15 protein-coding genes are annotated in these 17,382 nt (G+C 67.8%); 7 read left to right on the top strand and 8 right to left on the bottom strand.

What is annotated here, in order from left to right; translation table 11 throughout:
- Window positions 1-33: 33 nt before the first annotated feature.
- Entirely contained in the window at window positions 34-1,185 is a 1,152-nt protein-coding gene (locus tag AABM56_RS03795) for an efflux RND transporter periplasmic adaptor subunit (RefSeq protein WP_347883844.1), read from the top strand.
- Window positions 1,185-4,283, top strand: a complete 3,099-nt coding sequence (locus AABM56_RS03790; RefSeq protein ID WP_347883843.1) for a multidrug efflux RND transporter permease subunit — start codon at window positions 1,185-1,187, stop codon at window positions 4,281-4,283. The genes AABM56_RS03795 and AABM56_RS03790 overlap by 1 nt, the downstream gene beginning before the upstream one ends.
- 2 nt (window positions 4,284-4,285) lie before the next feature.
- Here the strand turns inward: AABM56_RS03790 and AABM56_RS03785 are convergent, their stop codons facing one another.
- From AABM56_RS03785 to AABM56_RS03760, 6 genes are all read right to left on the bottom strand, one after another.
- Window positions 4,286-5,674, bottom strand: coding sequence for an MFS transporter (locus tag AABM56_RS03785; RefSeq protein ID WP_133862141.1), 1,389 nt, complete (start codon window positions 5,672-5,674; stop codon window positions 4,286-4,288).
- A gap of 77 nt (window positions 5,675-5,751) precedes the next feature.
- The gene (locus tag AABM56_RS03780) at window positions 5,752-6,678 is read right to left on the bottom strand and encodes a hydroxymethylglutaryl-CoA lyase (RefSeq protein ID WP_347883842.1); all 927 of its coding nucleotides are present in this window, start codon (window positions 6,676-6,678) and stop codon (window positions 5,752-5,754) included.
- Window positions 6,675-7,865, bottom strand: a complete 1,191-nt coding sequence (locus tag AABM56_RS03775; protein ID WP_133862143.1) for a CaiB/BaiF CoA-transferase family protein — start codon at window positions 7,863-7,865, stop codon at window positions 6,675-6,677. The genes AABM56_RS03780 and AABM56_RS03775 overlap by 4 nt, the downstream gene beginning before the upstream one ends.
- 109 nt (window positions 7,866-7,974) lie before the next feature.
- Complete coding sequence (locus tag AABM56_RS03770; RefSeq protein ID WP_133862144.1) at window positions 7,975-8,880, bottom strand: LysR family transcriptional regulator; 906 nt, start codon at window positions 8,878-8,880, stop codon at window positions 7,975-7,977.
- 72 nt (window positions 8,881-8,952) lie between these two features.
- Window positions 8,953-9,423, bottom strand: coding sequence for a nuclear transport factor 2 family protein (locus AABM56_RS03765; RefSeq protein WP_133862145.1), 471 nt, complete (start codon window positions 9,421-9,423; stop codon window positions 8,953-8,955).
- Between the two features lie 263 nt (window positions 9,424-9,686).
- On the bottom strand, window positions 9,687-10,451 hold the full coding sequence (locus AABM56_RS03760; protein ID WP_133862146.1) for a LuxR family transcriptional regulator: 765 nt from the start codon (window positions 10,449-10,451) through the stop codon (window positions 9,687-9,689).
- 152 nt (window positions 10,452-10,603) lie between these two features.
- Here AABM56_RS03760 and AABM56_RS03755 point away from each other — a divergent pair, with 152 nt between their 5' ends.
- A complete protein-coding gene (locus AABM56_RS03755) occupies window positions 10,604-11,986 on the top strand; it encodes an APC family permease (protein ID WP_133862147.1) in 1,383 nt (460 codons plus the stop codon).
- 38 nt (window positions 11,987-12,024) lie between these two features.
- Here AABM56_RS03755 and AABM56_RS03750 read toward each other — a convergent pair whose 3' ends face one another.
- Window positions 12,025-12,804: an IclR family transcriptional regulator gene (locus AABM56_RS03750; protein WP_133862148.1), complete on the bottom strand. Its 780-nt coding sequence runs from the start codon at window positions 12,802-12,804 to the stop codon at window positions 12,025-12,027.
- A 181-nt stretch (window positions 12,805-12,985) separates the two neighbouring features.
- Here AABM56_RS03750 and AABM56_RS03745 point away from each other — a divergent pair, with 181 nt between their 5' ends.
- Genes AABM56_RS03745 through AABM56_RS03730 form a run of 4 tightly spaced genes read left to right on the top strand, consistent with a single transcriptional unit; the run spans window position 12,986 to window position 16,471 of the window.
- On the top strand, window positions 12,986-13,750 hold the full coding sequence (locus AABM56_RS03745) for an ABC transporter substrate-binding protein (protein ID WP_133862149.1): 765 nt from the start codon (window positions 12,986-12,988) through the stop codon (window positions 13,748-13,750).
- An 11-nt stretch (window positions 13,751-13,761) separates the two neighbouring features.
- Window positions 13,762-14,430, top strand: a complete 669-nt coding sequence (locus AABM56_RS03740; RefSeq protein WP_347883841.1) for an amino acid ABC transporter permease — start codon at window positions 13,762-13,764, stop codon at window positions 14,428-14,430.
- Window positions 14,427-15,170 (top strand): amino acid ABC transporter ATP-binding protein, encoded by a 744-nt coding sequence (locus AABM56_RS03735; protein ID WP_133862151.1) that lies wholly within the window; start codon window positions 14,427-14,429, stop codon window positions 15,168-15,170. Before AABM56_RS03740 ends, AABM56_RS03735 begins: the two co-directional genes overlap by 4 nt.
- On the top strand, window positions 15,170-16,471 hold the full coding sequence (locus tag AABM56_RS03730; protein WP_133862152.1) for an FAD-binding oxidoreductase: 1,302 nt from the start codon (window positions 15,170-15,172) through the stop codon (window positions 16,469-16,471). Before AABM56_RS03735 ends, AABM56_RS03730 begins: the two co-directional genes overlap by 1 nt.
- Here the strand turns inward: AABM56_RS03730 and AABM56_RS03725 are convergent.
- On the bottom strand, window positions 16,468-17,355 hold the full coding sequence (locus tag AABM56_RS03725; RefSeq protein WP_133862153.1) for a DMT family transporter: 888 nt from the start codon (window positions 17,353-17,355) through the stop codon (window positions 16,468-16,470). The two genes, AABM56_RS03730 and AABM56_RS03725, sit on opposite strands and share 4 nt — an antisense overlap.
- Window positions 17,356-17,382 lie beyond the last annotated feature (27 nt).

Here is a 17,382-nt window from a genome sequence, read left to right as displayed (position 1 = left end):
GCCTACCATGGCGCTCTCCTGGAGGAAGCCCCGATGTCCCTGTCCCGCCCTGCCCTCGGCAGCCTCGTGCTGCTCTGCCTGCTGCTCGCCGCCTGCGACCGTCCGGCCCCCGACGACGCCGCCCCGTCCGCGCCCAGGGTGCAGGTGGAGACACTGCAACCGACGCCGCTGGCCATCGCCAGCGAACTCAGTGGCCGCCTGGTGGCGCCACGGACCGCCGAGGTACGGGCACGGGTCGCCGGCATCGTGCTGCAGCGGGTGTTTCGCGAGGGCAGCGAGGTCAAGGCCGGCGAGGTGCTGTTCCGTATCGATCCGGCGCCGCTGCAGGCCGAGGTGGACAGCGCCGCGGCCGCCCTGCGCAAGGCCGAGGCCAGCGCCTTCCAGGCCCGCCGGCTGGCCGAGCGCTATGCGGCGCTGGTGGAGAGCGAGGCGATCAGTCGCCAGGCGCAGGACGATGCCCGCGGTGCCAGTCTGCAGGCGCAGGCCGAGGTGGCAGCGGTCCAGGCGGCGCTCAAGCGGGCGCGGCTGAATCTGGGCTATGCCACGGTCAAAGCGCCCATCGCCGGGCGCATCGGCAAGGCGCTGGTCACCGAAGGCGCCCTGGTCGGCCAGGGCGATGCCACGCCCCTGGCGATCATCCAGCAGCTGGACCCCATCCATGCCGATGTCACCCAGTCGACCCGCCAGCTCAAGACCCTGCGCGATGCGCTGCGGGATGGTCGTCTGCAGCAGGTGGCGCCGGATCAGGCCCGGGTGACCCTGTTGCAGGAGGACGGCAGCCCCTACCCCGAGAGCGGCCGCCTGCTGTTCGCCGATCTGGCGGTGGACGCCAGCACCGGGCAGATCACCCTGCGCAGCCAGTTTCCCAATCCGCGGCACGACCTCCTGCCGGGCAGCTTCGTGCGGGTGCGCCTGGAGCAGGCGCGCCTCGACCAGGGCCTGAGCGTGGCGCAACGGGCGGTGCAGCGCAGCGCCGGCGGCCAGGCCCAGGTCTGGGTGGTGGACGCCGAAAACCGGGTGGCCCTGCGCGAGGTGCGTCTGGGCCCGGTGGTCGAAGGGCGCTGGGTGGTGGAGTCCGGTCTCGCCGCCGGTGAGCGGGTGTTGCTCTCCGGCCTGCAACAGGCGCAGCCGGGCCTGGTGGTGGAGCCTGAAGAAGCCCAGACCACCGCGGCGGAGGTGCGCTGATGGCCAGCTTCTTCATCGACCGCCCGGTGTTCGCCTGGGTGGTGGCGCTGTTCATCCTGCTCGCCGGCCTGCTGGCCCTTCCGCAGTTGCCGGTGGCCCAGTATCCCAATGTGGCACCGCCGCAGATCGAGCTGACCCTGAGCTATCCGGGCGCCTCGCCGCAGACCCTGGACGAGAGCGTGGTCAGCCTGGTCGAGCAAGAGCTCAATGGCGTCAACCATCTGCTCTACTTTTCCTCCAGCAGCAGCCAGGGCAGCGCCACCCTGACCGTGACCTTCCAGCCCGGCACCGATCCGGAACTGGCCAAGGTGGACATCCAGAATCGCCTCAAGGTGGTGGAGCCGCGCCTGCCGCGCGCGGTCACCCAGCAGGGCATCCAGATCGAGGAGACTTCCGCCGGCTACCTGCTGTTCGTCACCCTTACCGCCACCGATGAGCGCCTCGACACCACCGCCCTGAGCGACTATCTGGCGCGCAACGTGGTCAACGAACTGCGCCGCCTGGACGGGGTGGGCAAGGCCCAGCTGTTCGGCGCCGAGCACGCCCTGCGCGTCTGGCTCGATCCCAGTCGGCTGGTGGCGGTCGGTCTGACCCCGGCCGACGTGACCCGCGCCATCGCCGAGCAGAACGTCCAGGTGGCGGCCGGCAGCCTTGGCGAGTTGCCCGCCCCCGCTGGCCAGGAGCTGAGCGCGCCGGTGCTGATCAAGGGCCAGTTGAGCGACCCGGCGGAGTTCGCCGGCATCCTGCTGCGCGCCGGGGCCGATGGCTCCAGCGTGACCCTGGGCGACGTGGCCCGGGTCGAGGTGGGCAGCCAGAGCTACAACTTCGGCACGCGGCTGGACGGCAAGCCTTCGGTGGCGGTCGGGGTGCAGTTGGCACCCACCGCCAACGCCCTGGCCACCGCCAAGGCGGTGCGCGCCAAGCTGGCCGAGCTGTCCCGGTACTTTCCGCCGGGCATGAGATACGACATCCCCTACGACACGGCGCCCTTCGTCGAGATATCCATCACCCAGGTCATCCATACCCTGCTGGAGGCCATGGCGCTGGTGTTCGCGGTGATGTACCTGTTCCTGCAGAATCTGCGCTACACCCTGATCCCGACCCTGGTGGTGCCGGTGGCCCTGCTGGGCACCTGCGCCGTGCTCCTGGCGCTGGGCTATTCGATCAATGTGCTGACCCTGTTCGGCATGGTGCTGGCCATCGGCATCCTGGTGGACGACGCCATCGTGGTGGTGGAGAACGTCGAGCGGCTGATGGCCAGCGAGGGTCTCGACCCACGCGCCGCCACCCGCAAGGCCATGGGCGAGATCTCCGGCGCCATCGTCGGCATCACCCTGGTGCTCACCGCGGTCTTCGTGCCCATGGCCTTCATGAGCGGTTCGGTGGGCGTCATCTATCGGCAGTTCTCGGCGTCCATGGCGGTGGCCATCCTCCTTTCCGCCTTTCTCGCCCTGAGTCTGACCCCGGCGCTGTGCGCCACCCTGCTCAAGCCGATTCCCCAGGGTACCCATGCCCGCGGCGGCTTCTTTGGCGCCTTCAACCGGGGCTTCGAGCGCCTGACCGCCGGCTTCGAAGGCTGGGTGGCCCGCGCCATCCGCCGGCTGCTGCCCAATCTCCTGCTGTTCGCCGTCCTGCTGGTGGCCCTGGTGGCGCTCTATGGCCGCCTGCCCGGCGCCTTTCTGCCCAGCGAGGACCAGGGCTATCTGATCACCGACATCCAGCTGCCGCCCGGCGCCACCCAGGAACGCACCCTCAAGGTGCTCGAGCGACTGGAACGCCATTACGCCGCCGAACCCGGGGTGGCCAACGACCTCGTGCTGCTCGGCTTCAGCTTTTCCGGCAGCGGCCAGAACGCCGCCCTGGCCTTCACCACCCTCAAGGACTGGTCCGCCCGCGGCCCGACCGACTCCGCCGCGGCCATCGCCGAACGCGCCAACGCCGCCCTGGCCGGCGAGAGCGAAGCCCAGGGTTTCGCCGTGCTGCCGCCACCGGTGGAAGGCCTGGGCACTTCCAGCGGTTTCGAGGTGCGCCTGCAGGACAGATCCAATCGCGGCCAGGCGGCGCTCAAGGCGGCGCGCGATGAGTTGCAGGCCCGGCTGGCGGGCAATCCGATCATCGCCTACGTGCGGGAGACCGCCCTGGCCGACAGCGCCCAGGTGCAGCTGGTGGTGGATCGCCGCCAGGCCGCCGCCCTGGGGGTGGGCTTCGCCGCCCTCGGCGAGACCCTGGGCACTGCCCTGGGCTCAAGCTATGTCAACGACTTCCCCAATCGCGGCCGGATGCAGCAGGTGATCGTGCAGGCCGAGCTGGGCAGCCGCAGCCAGGTGGACGACCTGCTGCGCCTGGAGGTACGCAACGAGCGCGGGCGCATGGTGCCGCTGTCCGCGTTCGTCAGCGCCGACTGGACCCAGGGCCCGGCGCAGCTGTCGCGCTACAACGGCTATCCCGCCATCAGCCTGTCCGGCGAACCGCTGCCCGGTCACACCACCGGCGAGGCCATGGCCGAACTGGAACGCCTGGCCACCGCGTTGCCGCGCGGCTTCGCCCTGGAGTGGACGGCGCTGTCGCTGCAGGAACGCCTCTCCGCCGGCCAGGCGCCGCTGCTGCTGGGGCTGTCGCTACTGGTGGTGTTCCTCTGTCTGGCGGCGCTCTATGAAAGCTGGTCGATTCCCACCGCGGTATTGCTGGTGGTGCCCCTGGGCGTGCTCGGCGCGGTGCTGGCGGTGACCCTGAGGGGGATGCCTAACGACGTCTTCTTCAAGGTCGGCCTGATCACGGTGATCGGTCTCACGGCGAAGAACGCCATCCTGCTCATCGAATTCGCCAAGCGCCTGCACGATGGCGGCCTGGACCTGTACCAGGCCACCTGTCGCGCCGCCCGGCTGCGCCTGCGACCCATCGTCATGACCTCGCTGGCCTTCATTCTCGGTGTGGTGCCCCTGGCCCTGGCCACCGGTGCCAGCTCGGCGAGCCAGCAGGCGGTGGGCACCGGGGTGATCGGCGGCATGCTCAGCGCCACCCTGGCGCTGGTCTTCGTGCCGGTGTTCTTCGTGCTGGTGCTGCGGTTGGTCCGGCGCTGGCGCGCGCCGGAACTCTAGCCTCAGGAGTTGAGGGAGCGCTTGTCGCCCAGCAGCGCGGCATCCTCGACCGGCGCGGGCTCCGGCGGGCGGGCGCCGATCTTGTCCGAGGTCCGCAGGCTCTGCGGCAGTGCCCAGAACATCAGGCCGGCGGCCAGCAGACTGGTGCAGCCGATGAGATAGAGCGCCGGAGTGGTGCTGCCGGTCATGTCCTTGATGTAACCCACCATCACCGGACTGACGATGCCACCGAGCTGCCCCAGGGTGTTGATCAGGGCGATACCCCCTGCGGCCCCTGCGCCCGCGCCGGCCAGCAGTTTCGGCGGCAGCGACCAGAAGGTCGGGATGGCGGCGATGATGCCGGCGCCCATCAGGGCCAGGGACAGGATCAGGAAGGTGGTGTGGTCGGCGAAGAGTCCCGCGCTGAAGAACCCCAGGGCGCCGGCGATCACCAGACCGCAGACGAACTTGCGCCGCTCGCCGCTGGCGTCCGACAGCCGACCCACCACCACCATGCTGATGGCGCCGAAGACGTAGGGCACGGCGGTCAGCAGGCCGATGAGGGTGGGGCTCTCGGTCCCGGCACTGCGGATCAGCTGCGGCGCCCAGAAGTTGAGGCCATAGGAGGCGACCTGGATCAGGAAGTAGATCACCGCGAGCAGCAGGAAGCCCGGCAGTCGGATCGCCGCCAGCAGCGAGCCATGGCTGTTGTTTTCATGGCTGGCGATGCGGCTGGCCAGGAAGGTCTTCTCGTCAGCGTTGAGCCAGGGCGCATCGGCGATGCGGTCATGCAGCAGGCGCAGCACCAGCACGCCCAGCAGCACGCAGGGGATGCCACCCGCCAGGAACAGCCAGTGCCAGCCGCGAATGCCGAGCAGGCCGTCCATCTGGCCGAGGATCACCCCGGAGACGGGGGCGCCGATCAGCCCGGCGAAGGCCGAGGCGAGGAACAGCGTCGAGGTGATGCGCCCGCGATAGCTCTGCGGAAACCACAGCGTCAGGTAGTAGAGGATGCCCGGCGCGAAGCCGGCTTCCATGGCACCGATGAGGAAGCGCAGCACATAGAACTGCCATTCGGTGGTGACGAACATCATCAGCGCCGTGGCGATGCCCCAGGAGATCATGATGCGCGCGATCCAGCGCCGAGCGCCGACCTTGTACAGCATCATGTTGCTGGGTACCTCGAACAGCACATAGCCCACCACGAAGAGTCCCGCGCCCAGGCCATAGGCGGTGTTGCTCAGCGACAGGTCGGCCTGCAGCTGGAACTTGGCGAAGCTGATGTTGATGCGATCGAAGAAGGCGAACAGGTAGCAGATCATGATCAGCGGCATGAGCCGCCAGGCGACCTTGCGGACGATGGCCTGTTCGGCGGCCGCCACGGCGGCGGCGGAGGTTGCGGATAAGGGCATAGCGGTCTCCCGGGAGCGGCCAGACTGGCGCTCCTTTGTTGTTGTAGTCAGGGCGAACGAATGAAAGCGGGTGCGGCTCAGCCAGCGGTCGCGGGCGGTGGATGCAGATCGCAGTTGCGCCCGGCCTTGGCCACCTGGCCGGGGGTGTCGTGCCCCAGCAGCGCCGGCAGGGTGCGCGACAACTCGATCAGCCGTTGCAGGTCGATGCCGGTGTCCACGCCGATCTCGGCGCAGAGATTCACCAGGTCCTCGGTGCAGATGTTGCCGGAGGCGCCCGGGGCGAAGGGGCAGCCACCGAGGCCACCGAGGGCGGCGTCGAAGCGCCGGGCGCCGGCTTCGTAGGCGGCCAGGACGTTGCTCAGACCCAGGCCACGGGTGTTGTGGAAATGCAGGGTCAGGGCGGACGCCGGGATCAGTTCCAGCACCTGGCGGACGATCCGTGCGACCTGTCGCGGATTGGCCATGCCGGTGGTGTCGGCGAGGGTGATGCCGGTCATGCCCAGCGCCAGATAGCGCTGCACCAGCTCGAACACCCAGCCTTCGTCGATGCGCCCTTCGAAGGGGCAACCGAAGGTGGTCGCCACGGTGCCGTTGAGCGAGACCGCCTGCCCCTTGGCCAGCTGCACCACCTCGGCGAAGCTGGCGAGGGACTGCTCGCAACTCATGCGCATGTTGGCGCGATTGTGGGTCTGGCTGGCGGAGAGCACCAGGTTCAGCTCGTCGGCGCCTGCCGCCAGGGCGCGCTGGGCGCCCTTGAGATTGGGCACCAGGGCGACATAGGTCACCCCGGGCCGGCGGGCGACGCCCTGGAACACCGCCTCGCCGTCACGCAGCATGGGCACCGCCTTGGGCGAGACGAAGGAACCGGCCTCGATCCGCGAGAAACCCAGCGCGGAGAGCTCGTCGATCAGGGCGATCTTGTCGGCGGTTTCCACCCAGCTCGGCTCGATCTGCAAGCCGTCACGGGGCGCGACTTCCTGGACGATCAGGCGTTCGCTACTCATTGCACCACCCCGCCCTTTCTGAGTCGCTGGATATCCGCTTCGCTCAGCCCCAGTTCGGTCAGCAGGCCATCGGTGTGCTCACCGAGGGTCGGACCCTGCCAGTTGACCTGGCCCGGGGTGGCCGACAGCTTGGGTACGATGCCCGGCATCTTCAGGGTGGCGCCGTCGGGCAGGGTGGTGTCCAGCAGCATCTCCCGCGCCTGGTAATGGGGATCGGCGACGATGTCGGCGGCGGAATAGATGCGTCCGGCCGGAACCTCGGCACCTTCGAGGATCTCCAGCACCTCGTCGATGCCGCGACTGCCGGTCCAGGCGGCGATGGCCTCGTCGATCAGCTCGCAGTGGCGGGCGCGCCCGTCGTTCTGCGCCAGATCCGGGCGCTCGGCCAGATCGGGTCGGCCGATGGCCTGCATCAGCCGCACATAGATGGGATCGCTGTTGCCGGCGATTACCACGAAACCGCCGTCGCCGGTGGGATAGGTGTTGGACGGCGCGATACCGGGCAAGGCGCCACCGGTACGCTCGCGCACATGGCCGAGCATGGAGTATTCGGGCACCAGGCTTTCCATGACGTTGAAGACGCTCTCGACCAGGGAGACGTCGACCACCTGGCCGTCGCCCTGGCCGGTCTTGACCCGCAGCACCGACATCAGGGCGCCGATCACCGCGTGCATGGAAGCCAGGGAATCGCCCAGGCTGACCCCGACCCGCGCCGGCGGCACGCCCGGAGTACCGGTGGTGTAGCGGATGCCGCCCATGGCCTCGCCGATGGCACCGAAGCCGGGGCGATCACGATAGGGGCCGGTCTGGCCGTAGCCGGAGATGCGCACCAGGGTGAGCTTGGGATTGAGGGCGTGCAGCACGTCCCAGCCCAGGCCGAGCTTTTCCAGGGCGCCCGGGCGCAGATTCTCGATGAGCACGTCGGCGCCCTCGACCAGCTGCTTGACCAGGGCCACGCCTTCGGCGGAACGCAGATTCAGGGCGAGGGACTTCTTGTTGCGCGACTGCAGGTACCACCAGAGCGAGGTGCCCTCGTGCAGCTTGCGCCACTTGCGCAGGGGATCGCCCTTGTCCAGGGCTTCGATCTTGATCACTTCGGCGCCGAATTCGGCCAGCAGGCGGGCGGCGAAGGGAGCGGCGATGAGCGTGCCGATCTCGATGACACGGAGTCCGGTGAGAGCCGTCATGGCGGGCGAGCCTCTTTGTTATTGGAATGAGGCCGATGCTAGGACAATAGAGCAGCCGGTGGTTAACGTCTTTCGGCAAGGGGTCTTCGCGAATCGCGAAGACCCGGATTCAGACCTCCAGCAGGTGGTCGTAGAGCAGCCGGCTGACCGGCGACAGCGTCTCGACGTCGCGGACCACCAGCGCCAGGCTGCGCTGGGACCAGTCGTCATCCAGCGCCGCGGCGATCAGTCCGAGCGGTCGCCCGATGAGTTCGAAGGCCTGCAGCGGCAGCACGCCCAGCCCGAAACCCGCCTGCACCATGCGGCACACGGCATCGAAGCCGGGTACATGGATGCGCAGGCGCAAGGCCTTGCCGTGACTGCGGGCGGCCGCCTTGGTGCGCAGGTTGATGAAGCTATCGGCGTGCAGGCCGACGTGGTCGTCGTCCAGGGTCTCGGCGAAGGCCAGCCGCGCGCGGGCGGCCAGGCGATGATCGGGACGCATCACCACCACCAGGGTGTCCTGCCGGTAGGGCACGGCCAGCAGGCCGCGGGTGTCGGTGTCCGAGGAGCAGATGCCCAGGTCGGCGGCGCCTTCCAGCACGCCCTTCACCACCCCGGCGCTGGGTCGCTCGTCCAGGCTGATCTTGACCTGGGGATGGCCGACGGTGAAGGCCTGCAGGTCCTCGGGGAGGAATTCGATGATGGCGGAGATGTTGGCCATCATCCGCACATAGCCGCGCACGCCCTGCAGGTGTTCGCCGACGTCGATGCTGATGCGCTCGACGTCGGCGAGGATGCGCTTGGCGTAATGCAGCAGCGTCTCGCCGACCGGGGTGAGGGTGGTGCCCTTGGCGTTGCGCTCGAAGAGTTCGATGTCGAGCGACCGCTCCAGATCATGCAGGCGCTTGCTGGCGGCGGACAGGGCGATCATCTCGCGCTCGGCGGCGCGGGTCAGGGTGCCCTCCTCGTGCACCGCCAGCAGCAGCTGCAGCGAGACCAGGTCGAGGCGGCGGAGCAGGTTGCGGTAGTGCATCGTCTTGCGGTCCTGGCGGCCAGAGGTCCTTGTACAGGACCAGGCACACCCGGGCTAGCCGCCCGCCTCCGGTCAGAGACCCAGGTCGCTCAAGCCGGGATGGTCATCCGGCCGCCGCCCCTGGGGCCAGTGAAACAGCCGCTCGGCCGCGGTGATCGGCAGGTCGTTGATGCTGGCGTGTCTCTCGGCCATCAGGCCCTGGTCGTCGAAGTGCCAGTTCTCGTTGCCGTAGGCGCGGTACCACTGGCCGTCTTCGTCCCGCCATTCGTAGGCGAAGCGCACGGCGATGCGCGCGCCGTCATGCGCCCAGAGTTCCTTGATCAGCCGGTACTCGTGCTCGCGCTGCCACTTGCGGGTGAGAAAGGCCTCGATGGCGACGCGGCCCTGGAGGAAGTCGGCGCGATTGCGCCAGCGGCTGTCGACGGTATAGGCCAGGGCCACCTTGGCCGGATCGCGGCTGTTCCAGCCATCTTCGGCGGCGCGGACCTTCTGCTGGGCGGATTCGAGGGTGAACGGCGGGACGGGAGGACGGGCAGCGCTCATGGGACACTCCTGGGCAGATGAGGCCCCAGTGTCGGGCCGCCGCGGCGGTGTCACAAGGTCGAACGGCCCACGGATCCGGCCAAGTCGCTCAGCGCCTGTTCAACGGCTGCTGCGCGTCGGCCAGACGGCGTTGAAAATGACCTGGGTCGCCAGCCCGGTCGGAATGCTCAGCTACCCCTCGTGAACCCGAGCGCGGGTCCGATCCGCTTCCTCAGCCCTTTGCTCCTTGCTTGGCTCTCGCTCGCGAGACGTTGATCAGGCTCTCAGACCTCGACCAGGCGATAGTGCAATCCCCGCACCACCGCCTCGACCCTGTTGCGTGCGCCCAGTTTGCGGGCGGCGGAGTTGAGGTGCAGGTTGACCGTGGCGGTGGAGCGGTTGAGGGTGGCGGCGATGCGCTTGGCGGTCAGGCCCTTGGCCGAGTACTGCAGGCACTCACGCTCGCGCGGCGTCAGGCGGACCTGGCCGCAGCGGCGCTCGGCCGGGGCGAGCAATTCGTCGGCCCGGGCCTGGAAGGCATGGGCCAGCACCAGGAAGGCGCCCAGGCAGGCTTCGCCGGCGGCCTCGGCGTCCGCGGCATCGGCATCGAGGATGCCGGTCAGGGTGGCGAAGGCGCCCCCCGGCAGGTGCAGCGGCACGGTCACCCCGGTGGCCAGGCCGCTGTCCCGCACATAGCAGGTGACCGGGCGATGACTGTCACCCAGGTACTCGCGCAGGGCGCTGCGGGTTTCGCTGCGAAACGACCAGACGAAGGGCGCCGCACGCCGACTGGCGCATTGCTGCACCGGGTCGATCTGGTAGTAGCCGCGCTCGCACCAGAAGGCCTGCATGTCCGCCGGGGCGTTGCGTACCTTGAACACCGAGGGGGTGATGAGTACCCCGTCGTGACTGAGGGGCACCGGGGCGTAGTCGTAGATCAGCGCCTTGCAGCCCAGGTGGTCGGCACTGGCCTGGACGGCATCCAGACAGGCGTCGAGCGTGGGCAGCCCGGCGAGGCGGCTGCTGACGGTGAGCAGATCGGCATGCATCTTGGAGCTCCTGCCCTGATGGCGACGGGGAAAGCGAAGCAAAGGCTCTGCCAGTCGCCCCCGGCCTGCTGTAAACCTAGCACTTTTGTGGATGGGGCCAGGCCCCACCCTGGCCTAGAGTCGAGCCTACCCCGCCCCTTCGAGGAAGCCCCATGACTCAGCACGCTCCGTCCGGCGACGCCGCCGACCTCGCTCGCTTCGGCTACACCCAGGAACTCAAGCGCCAGCTCGGGCTGAAGGACCTGCTCATCTACGGCCTGGTATTCATGGTGCCCATCGCGCCCTTCTCCATCTTTGGCGGGGTGTTCGACGCCAGCCACGGCATGGTGCCCCTCACCTACCTGATCGGCTTCGTCGCCATGCTGTTCACCGCGGTCAGCTACCAGCAGATGTCGCGCGCCTTTCCAGTGGCCGGTTCGGTCTACGCCTACGTCGGTCGCGGCCTGCACCCGGCGCTGGGCTTTCTCGCCGGCTGGGCCATCCTGCTCGACTACCTGCTGGTGCCCACCCTGCTCTATGTGATCGGCGCCAACGCCATGGCCAACGTCATCCCGGTCATTCCCCAGCCGCTGTGGATCGTTTTCTTCGTCGGCCTCAACACCCTGGTCAACCTGCGCGGCATCGAGACCACCGCCCGCGCCAACCGGCTGTTCCTCTACGGCCAGCTGGCGGTGCTGCTGGTGTTTGTGGTGCTGGCGTCCCTGGCCATCAGCCGCGGCGTGAATGGCGCCGAGTGGAGCCTGAAGCCGCTGTACAACCCCCAGGAATTCTCCCTGCCACTGATCTTCAGCGCGCTGTCGGTGGCGGTGCTGTCCTTTCTCGGCTTCGACGCCATCTCCACCCTCTCCGAAGAAACCCGCGGCGGCAGCCGGGTGGTGGGTCGCGCCACGCTGCTGGCCCTGACCCTGGTGGCCGCGCTGTTCATGGTGCAGACCTGGCTGGCCGCCCTGCTGCAACCCAACCTGATCCAGTACCCCGACGCCGATGCCTCGAACAACGCCTTCTATGAGATCGGTCGGTTGATCGCCGGCCCCTGGCTGCAGGTGGTGATCGCCCTGGCGGTGGCCATCGGCGCCGCCATCGCCAACGCCCTGGTGGCCCAGGCCGCCACCTCGCGCCTGCTGTTCGCCATGGCCCGTGATCGCCAGATGCCGCAGTTCCTGCGGCAGATCCATCCCACCACCCGGGTACCGCAGCGCGCCATCCTGCTGGTGGCGGCCCTGAGCCTGGTGCTGGGGCTGTTCTTTGTCGGCCAGATCAACCTGCTCGCCTCCATGTGCAACTTCGGTGCGCTGACCGCCTTCCTGCTCCTGCATGTGGCAGTGGCCTGGCATCACCGCGGCGCCGGTCGCCCGCTGCTGCATGCGCTGGTCCCGCTGGTCGGTTTCATCATCCTCGCCTATGTGCTGTTCAACGCCGACGTCTACGCCAAGGTCGGCGGCAGCTGCTGGATGGTGCTGGGCCTGGCCGTGCTGGCCTTCCTCAGGCTCAGCGGCCGGACCACGGAATTCAAGGCCAACGACGCCGTCCATTAGGCCGTAACCGACGCGGCTGGCTTCCTACTCGTCGGTCGCTATTCCAAGACCCGCGCCGAGCCGCTCAGGGCACGCGTGCATTGCAGCAGGGCCGGCGCCAGTTGCCGCTCGGCATCCGCGCGATTCCAGCGACTGGTGGGAGCCACCACATGGACGGCGGCCACCGGCCGGCCACGCCCGTCGATGATGGGTGCGGCCAGCGTCATGTCACCCAGAAACAACTCCTCGGCGTTCACGGCATATCCCTGCTGCCGCGTTTGCTCCAGGCTCTCCAGAATATCGGCCACGGCAGTGAGGGTTGCGGGTGTATGCACCCGACGGCTCATCCGCTCCAGTTGCTCTCGCGCCTCGACCTCGGGCAGAGCACTGAGATAGGCACGTCCCGATCCGGTGCAATACTGCGGCACGCGACTGCCGATGGGCATGTGCACCGGGACGAAGCCGGCACTGAGAAAACGTGCGACGTACACCATTTCATCGCCAACCGGCTCGGTCAGACAGCAGGTTTCCCCGGTGAGGCGGGTCAACTCGGCCAGAAAGGGATTGGCGACCTCGATCAGCGGATGGGCTTCCAGGTAGTTGAAGCCCAGCTCCAGTACCCGGGGCGTCAGCTGATACCGTCGAGTCCGTGTCTGTTTCCTCAGGTAACCCAGGGTTTCCAGGGTAACCACCATGCGCTGCGCCGAACTCTTGGTCATGGCCGCAGCCTCAGCCACCTCCGCCAGGTTCAGGGTCCGCCGCTGGGCATTGAAAGCCCTGAGCACCGCGAGCCCCTTTTCCAGGGATTGATTGAACAGCTCCGATCGGGGTTCCAGCATGATTTCACTCACAAGTATCAGATGGGGAAAGCAAGGCAAGGATCAAGCCAAATATCGGATATCGATTTTTAAATATCGCTTTTGAATACAAGATAGTCACAAGCCGATTTTGTATTATCGTTTATGGCATAGGGATTGCCTTTGTTCCGGGGCGCTTCATCCATCGCACTGGAGAATCCCCATGAAAGGCTCGCTAACCCTGCTCCGCCGTCTTGTCCTGGGAATGGGCGCTACGCTCACCCTGACGCTGGCTCATGCCGAGGAACCCAAATCGATCAAGGTGGGTGCCACCGCGACCGGCGCCCCCTTCACCTTTCTCGATCTCAAGACCGGCAGCATCCAGGGGATGATGATCGACAGCATCGAAGCGGCTGCCAAAGCGGCAGGGCTCAAGGTCGAGATCCAGCAAAACTCCTTTGCGGCGCTGATTCCCTCGCTGACCGCCGAAAAGATCGATGTCATCTCCGCTGGCATGCTCAAGACCGAAGAGCGCGCCAAGGTGGTGGACTTTAGCGATCCGGTCTATGCCTACGGCGAAGGCCTGCTGGTGGCGGCCGACGACCAGGGCCACTACCCCGATCTGGCGGCGCTCAAGGGCCAGGCCATCGGCGTCCAGGCCGGAACCACCTTCTACGACATGCTGGTCAGACTCGGCACCTTCAGTGAGGTCCGCACCTACGATTCGGTGGCGGACATGGCGCGCGACATCGCTGTCGGCCGTATCAAGGCCGGTATCGGCGACCAGCCCATCCTCGCCTACCAGATCCGGCAAAAAGCCTTTCGTGGGGTCAAGCTCGCCGAAGGCTATCAGCCTAGTCGCTCCGGCGACGTCTGCTTCGTGATGCGCAAGGGCGACACCGCCTTGCGTGATCGCCTTAACAAGGCCATCGCCACCCTAAAAACGGATGGCACCCTGAAAGCCATCCAGCAGCGTTGGGGCATCTGACCGGAGGCTCCATGGATCTTGCCGACTTCCTCCAGAACGCCCGTGACTTCCTGCCGCTGCTGCTGCAGGGCGCCTGGGTCACTGTACAGATCACGGTGCTGTCCTTTGTCCTGAGCAGTGTGCTCGGTCTGGCTCTGGCGCTGTGCAAGCTGTCGCCGATCAAACCGCTGTCAGTGGCGGCCAGCACGGTGATCAACGTCATCCGTGGCCTGCCGATCATCGTGCAGCTGTTCTACATCTATTTCGTGCTGCCTGATCTGGGCGTCCACCTGAGTGCCTTCCAGGCCGGGGTCATCGGCATGGGCATCGCCTACTCCGCCTACCATGCCGAAAACTTCCGTGCCGGCATCCTCGCCGTAGACCAGGGCCAACGCGAGGCCGCCGAGGCGCTAGGCATGAAGTCGCCGCTGATGATGCGCCGGGTGGTGCTGCCTCAGGCCTTTCGCATCGCCCTGCCGCCCTACGGCAACATCCTGGTGATGATGCTCAAGGATTCCTCGCTGGTTTCCACCATCACCGTCGCCGAGATGACCCGCCAGGGCCAGCTGATCGCCGCCTCGACCTTCCAGAACATGACCGTCTACACCCTGGTGGCCCTGCTTTACCTGCTGATGAGTCTGCCCCTGGTGTATGGCCTGCGCCGACTCGAGCTGCGCTTCGGCGCGAGGAGAACCCGATGATCGAAATCCAGGCGTTGCACAAGCGCTATGGCGAGCTCAGCGTGCTGCACGGGGTGGACCTGTCCATCGCCGCCGGTGAAGTGGTCTGCCTGATCGGTCCGTCCGGTTCTGGCAAGTCCACGCTCCTGCGCTGCATCAATGCCCTGGAGTTCTACGAGGGCGGCGACATTCGCGTGTTCGGCGACCGCATCGCTCGTGGCGATCGGGACGCACCGGCGCTGCGCACCCGGCTCGGCATGGTGTTCCAGCGCTTCAACCTCTTTCCTCATCGCACCGTGTTGGAGAACGTCATGGAGGGGCCGCTGTACGTCAAGCGTGAGCCGGCCGCCCAGGTACGCGCGGAAGCACTGCAGCTGCTCGACAAAGTCGGTTTGGCGGCCAAGGCCGATGCCCATCCGGACCAACTTTCCGGTGGTCAGCAACAACGGGTGGCCATCGCCCGTGCCCTGGCCATGAAGCCGGCCGCCATGCTGTTCGACGAACCCACCTCGGCGCTCGATCCCGAATTGGTGGGCGAGGTGCTCCAAGTGATGCGCGACCTGGCCGCCGATGGCATGACCATGGTGGTAGTGACCCACGAGATGGGCTTCGCCCGCGAGGTGGCGGATCGTGTCTGCTTTCTGTACGGCGGGCGCATCGTCGAGAGCGGCCCGGCAGAGCAGGTGCTCGGCGCGCCCGAGCATCCTCGCACCCAGGACTTCCTGCGGCGGGTCCTGACACCCAGTGGGAGTGCGCGCTGATGGATGCTGTCCGTCTCGCCCCAGGACAACCGCTGCCGCCCTCGTTATGGGCTGCTACCGCCATCCTTGGCCCACCCCTGCAGCCGCTCCAGGGTACTCAACGCACCGACGTCCTGGTGATCGGCGGCGGCTACACCGGTCTTTCCACAACCCTGCATCTGGCCGAGGCCGGTGTCGATGTCTGCCTCCTGGAGGCTCATCAACTGGGCTGGGGCGCTTCTGGGCGCAACGGCGGCCAGGTCAACCCGACGCTCAAGTACGATCCGGATGAACTGGAGCGGCTGTTCGGCCCGGCCCGAGCGGAGCCCCTGATCGCAGCCATCTCAAGTGCCGCGGACCTGGTCTTCGACCTTATCGCCCGCCATGGCATCGATTGCGCCCCGGTACGCCAGGGCTGGCTACAGGTGTCCTACTCCGCCAAGGGCGTGCCGGGGCTGCATGCCCGGGCCCGCAAGTGGCAGGCCCGTGGCGTGCCCGCGGATTGCCTGGACGCCGAAGCGCTGCAAAGCCGCATGGGCACCACGGCCTTCGCCGGCGGCTGGCGCGATGGCCGGGCCGGCGGCATCCAGCCGCTGTCCTATGTGCGCGGCCTGGCCTGGGCGGCTCAGGCGGCCGGGGCGCGCCTGCACGACCGCAGCCCGGTCACCGGCCTGCTGTCCCGGGATGGACGCTGGCAGGCCAGCCTGGCGGACGGCTCCTCGGTCAGCGCCGAGCAGGTGGTGATCGCCACCAATGGCTACACCGGCGCGCTCTGGCCGGGCCTTGAGCGGACGATCCTCGCTGCCAACAGCTTCATCGTCGCCACCGAACCGCTGACCGGCGAGGCAGCGGCGAGCATCCTGCCCGGCGGCGAAACCGCGTCCACCGCCCAACGCCTGTTGCTCTACCTACGCCGCGATGCCGAAGGGCGGCTGTTGATGGGCGGTCGTGGCCATTTCGACGACCCCCAGGGCGCAGGCGATTTCGCCCACCTGGAGCGTTCCCTGGAATTGCTTTTCCCTCAACTCGGCAAGCCGCGCTACAGCCACCGCTGGGCCGGGCGCATCGCCATCACCCGTGATTTCTTGCCACACCTGCATGAGCCGGCGCCTGGAATCACCCTGGCCTTAGGGTGCAATGGCCGCGGCATCGCCCTGTGCACCAGCCTCGGACGCCATCTGGCGAACCGCCTGACGAATACCGGAGCGGCCTTCCCCTATCCACTCAGCCCCTTGAGCCCTATCCCGCTGCACCGCCTGCAACGTTTCTACATAGGCGCAGGGGTAGCTTGGTACAGCCTGCTGGATCGCATTGGCAGCTAGGCCTGGACGGGCCGCGGCAGATCCCGCCGCGGCAACGTCCCCCACAGCGAGGCGATGACGATCAGCAGGCCGCCCAGCCAGCCCCAGAGGCCCAGGCGTTCGTCCAGCCAGAAGCTGGCGAACAGCGCGCCGAACAACGGCTCGGCGCCCATCAGCAGGGCGACGCGGGTAGCGCTGGTGCGGCCCAGGGCAAAGTTCTGGGCGAGAAAGGCGCCCAGGGTGCAGAACAGCACCAGGTAGCCGGTGGCGAGCCAGAAGCCCGCTTGCAAGGGCAGCGGCGCCAGGCCCGGGCCCAGGGCGAACAGCAGCAGACAGGCCAGGCCCACCACCCCGGTCTGCACCGCGGTCAGCGCCAGGGCCGGCACCGGGGCACTGGCCTGCTGCAGACGCCGCCGCACCACGCAGACATTGACCGCGCGCAATACCGCCGCCAGCAGGATCAGGCCGTCACCCAGGTTGAAGCTCAGGGTCACCCCACGGGTCAGCAGCCCGGCGCCCGCCACCGCCAGCCCCGCGGCGCCCAGGGCGCGGGCCTCGGGGCGCTGGCCGAGCAGCCACCATTCGGCGAAGGGGGTCAGGGCCACGCAGAGACTGATGAGAAAGGCGGCGTTGCTGGCGCTGGTCAGGGCCACGCCATAGGTCTCGGCGAGAAAGATCGCCAATAGCAGCAGCCCGGTGGGTATTCCCGGTCGCCAGGCCCGCCGACCCTCGCCCCTCAGGGTGGGCAGCAGCAGCGCCGCGGTGAGACAGAAGCGCAGCGCCAGGTAGCCGAGCACCGGATAGAGCATCACGGCGTCCTTGACCACGGCGTAGCTGGTCCCCCAGACCAGGGCGGTAGCGAGCAGCAGGCCTTCGGCGAGGCCGAAGGTGGGGCGTTGCGACATGACAGCTTCTCCCTGAATCAGGCCGCC

The sequence above is a fragment of the Pseudomonas aestiva genome, from assembly GCF_039908605.1.
Classification (GTDB): Bacteria; Pseudomonadota; Gammaproteobacteria; order Pseudomonadales; family Pseudomonadaceae; genus Chryseomonas; species Chryseomonas aestiva.
Note: the sequence above shows the minus strand (reverse complement) of the source record. Positions and strands in the feature narration are given on the sequence as shown.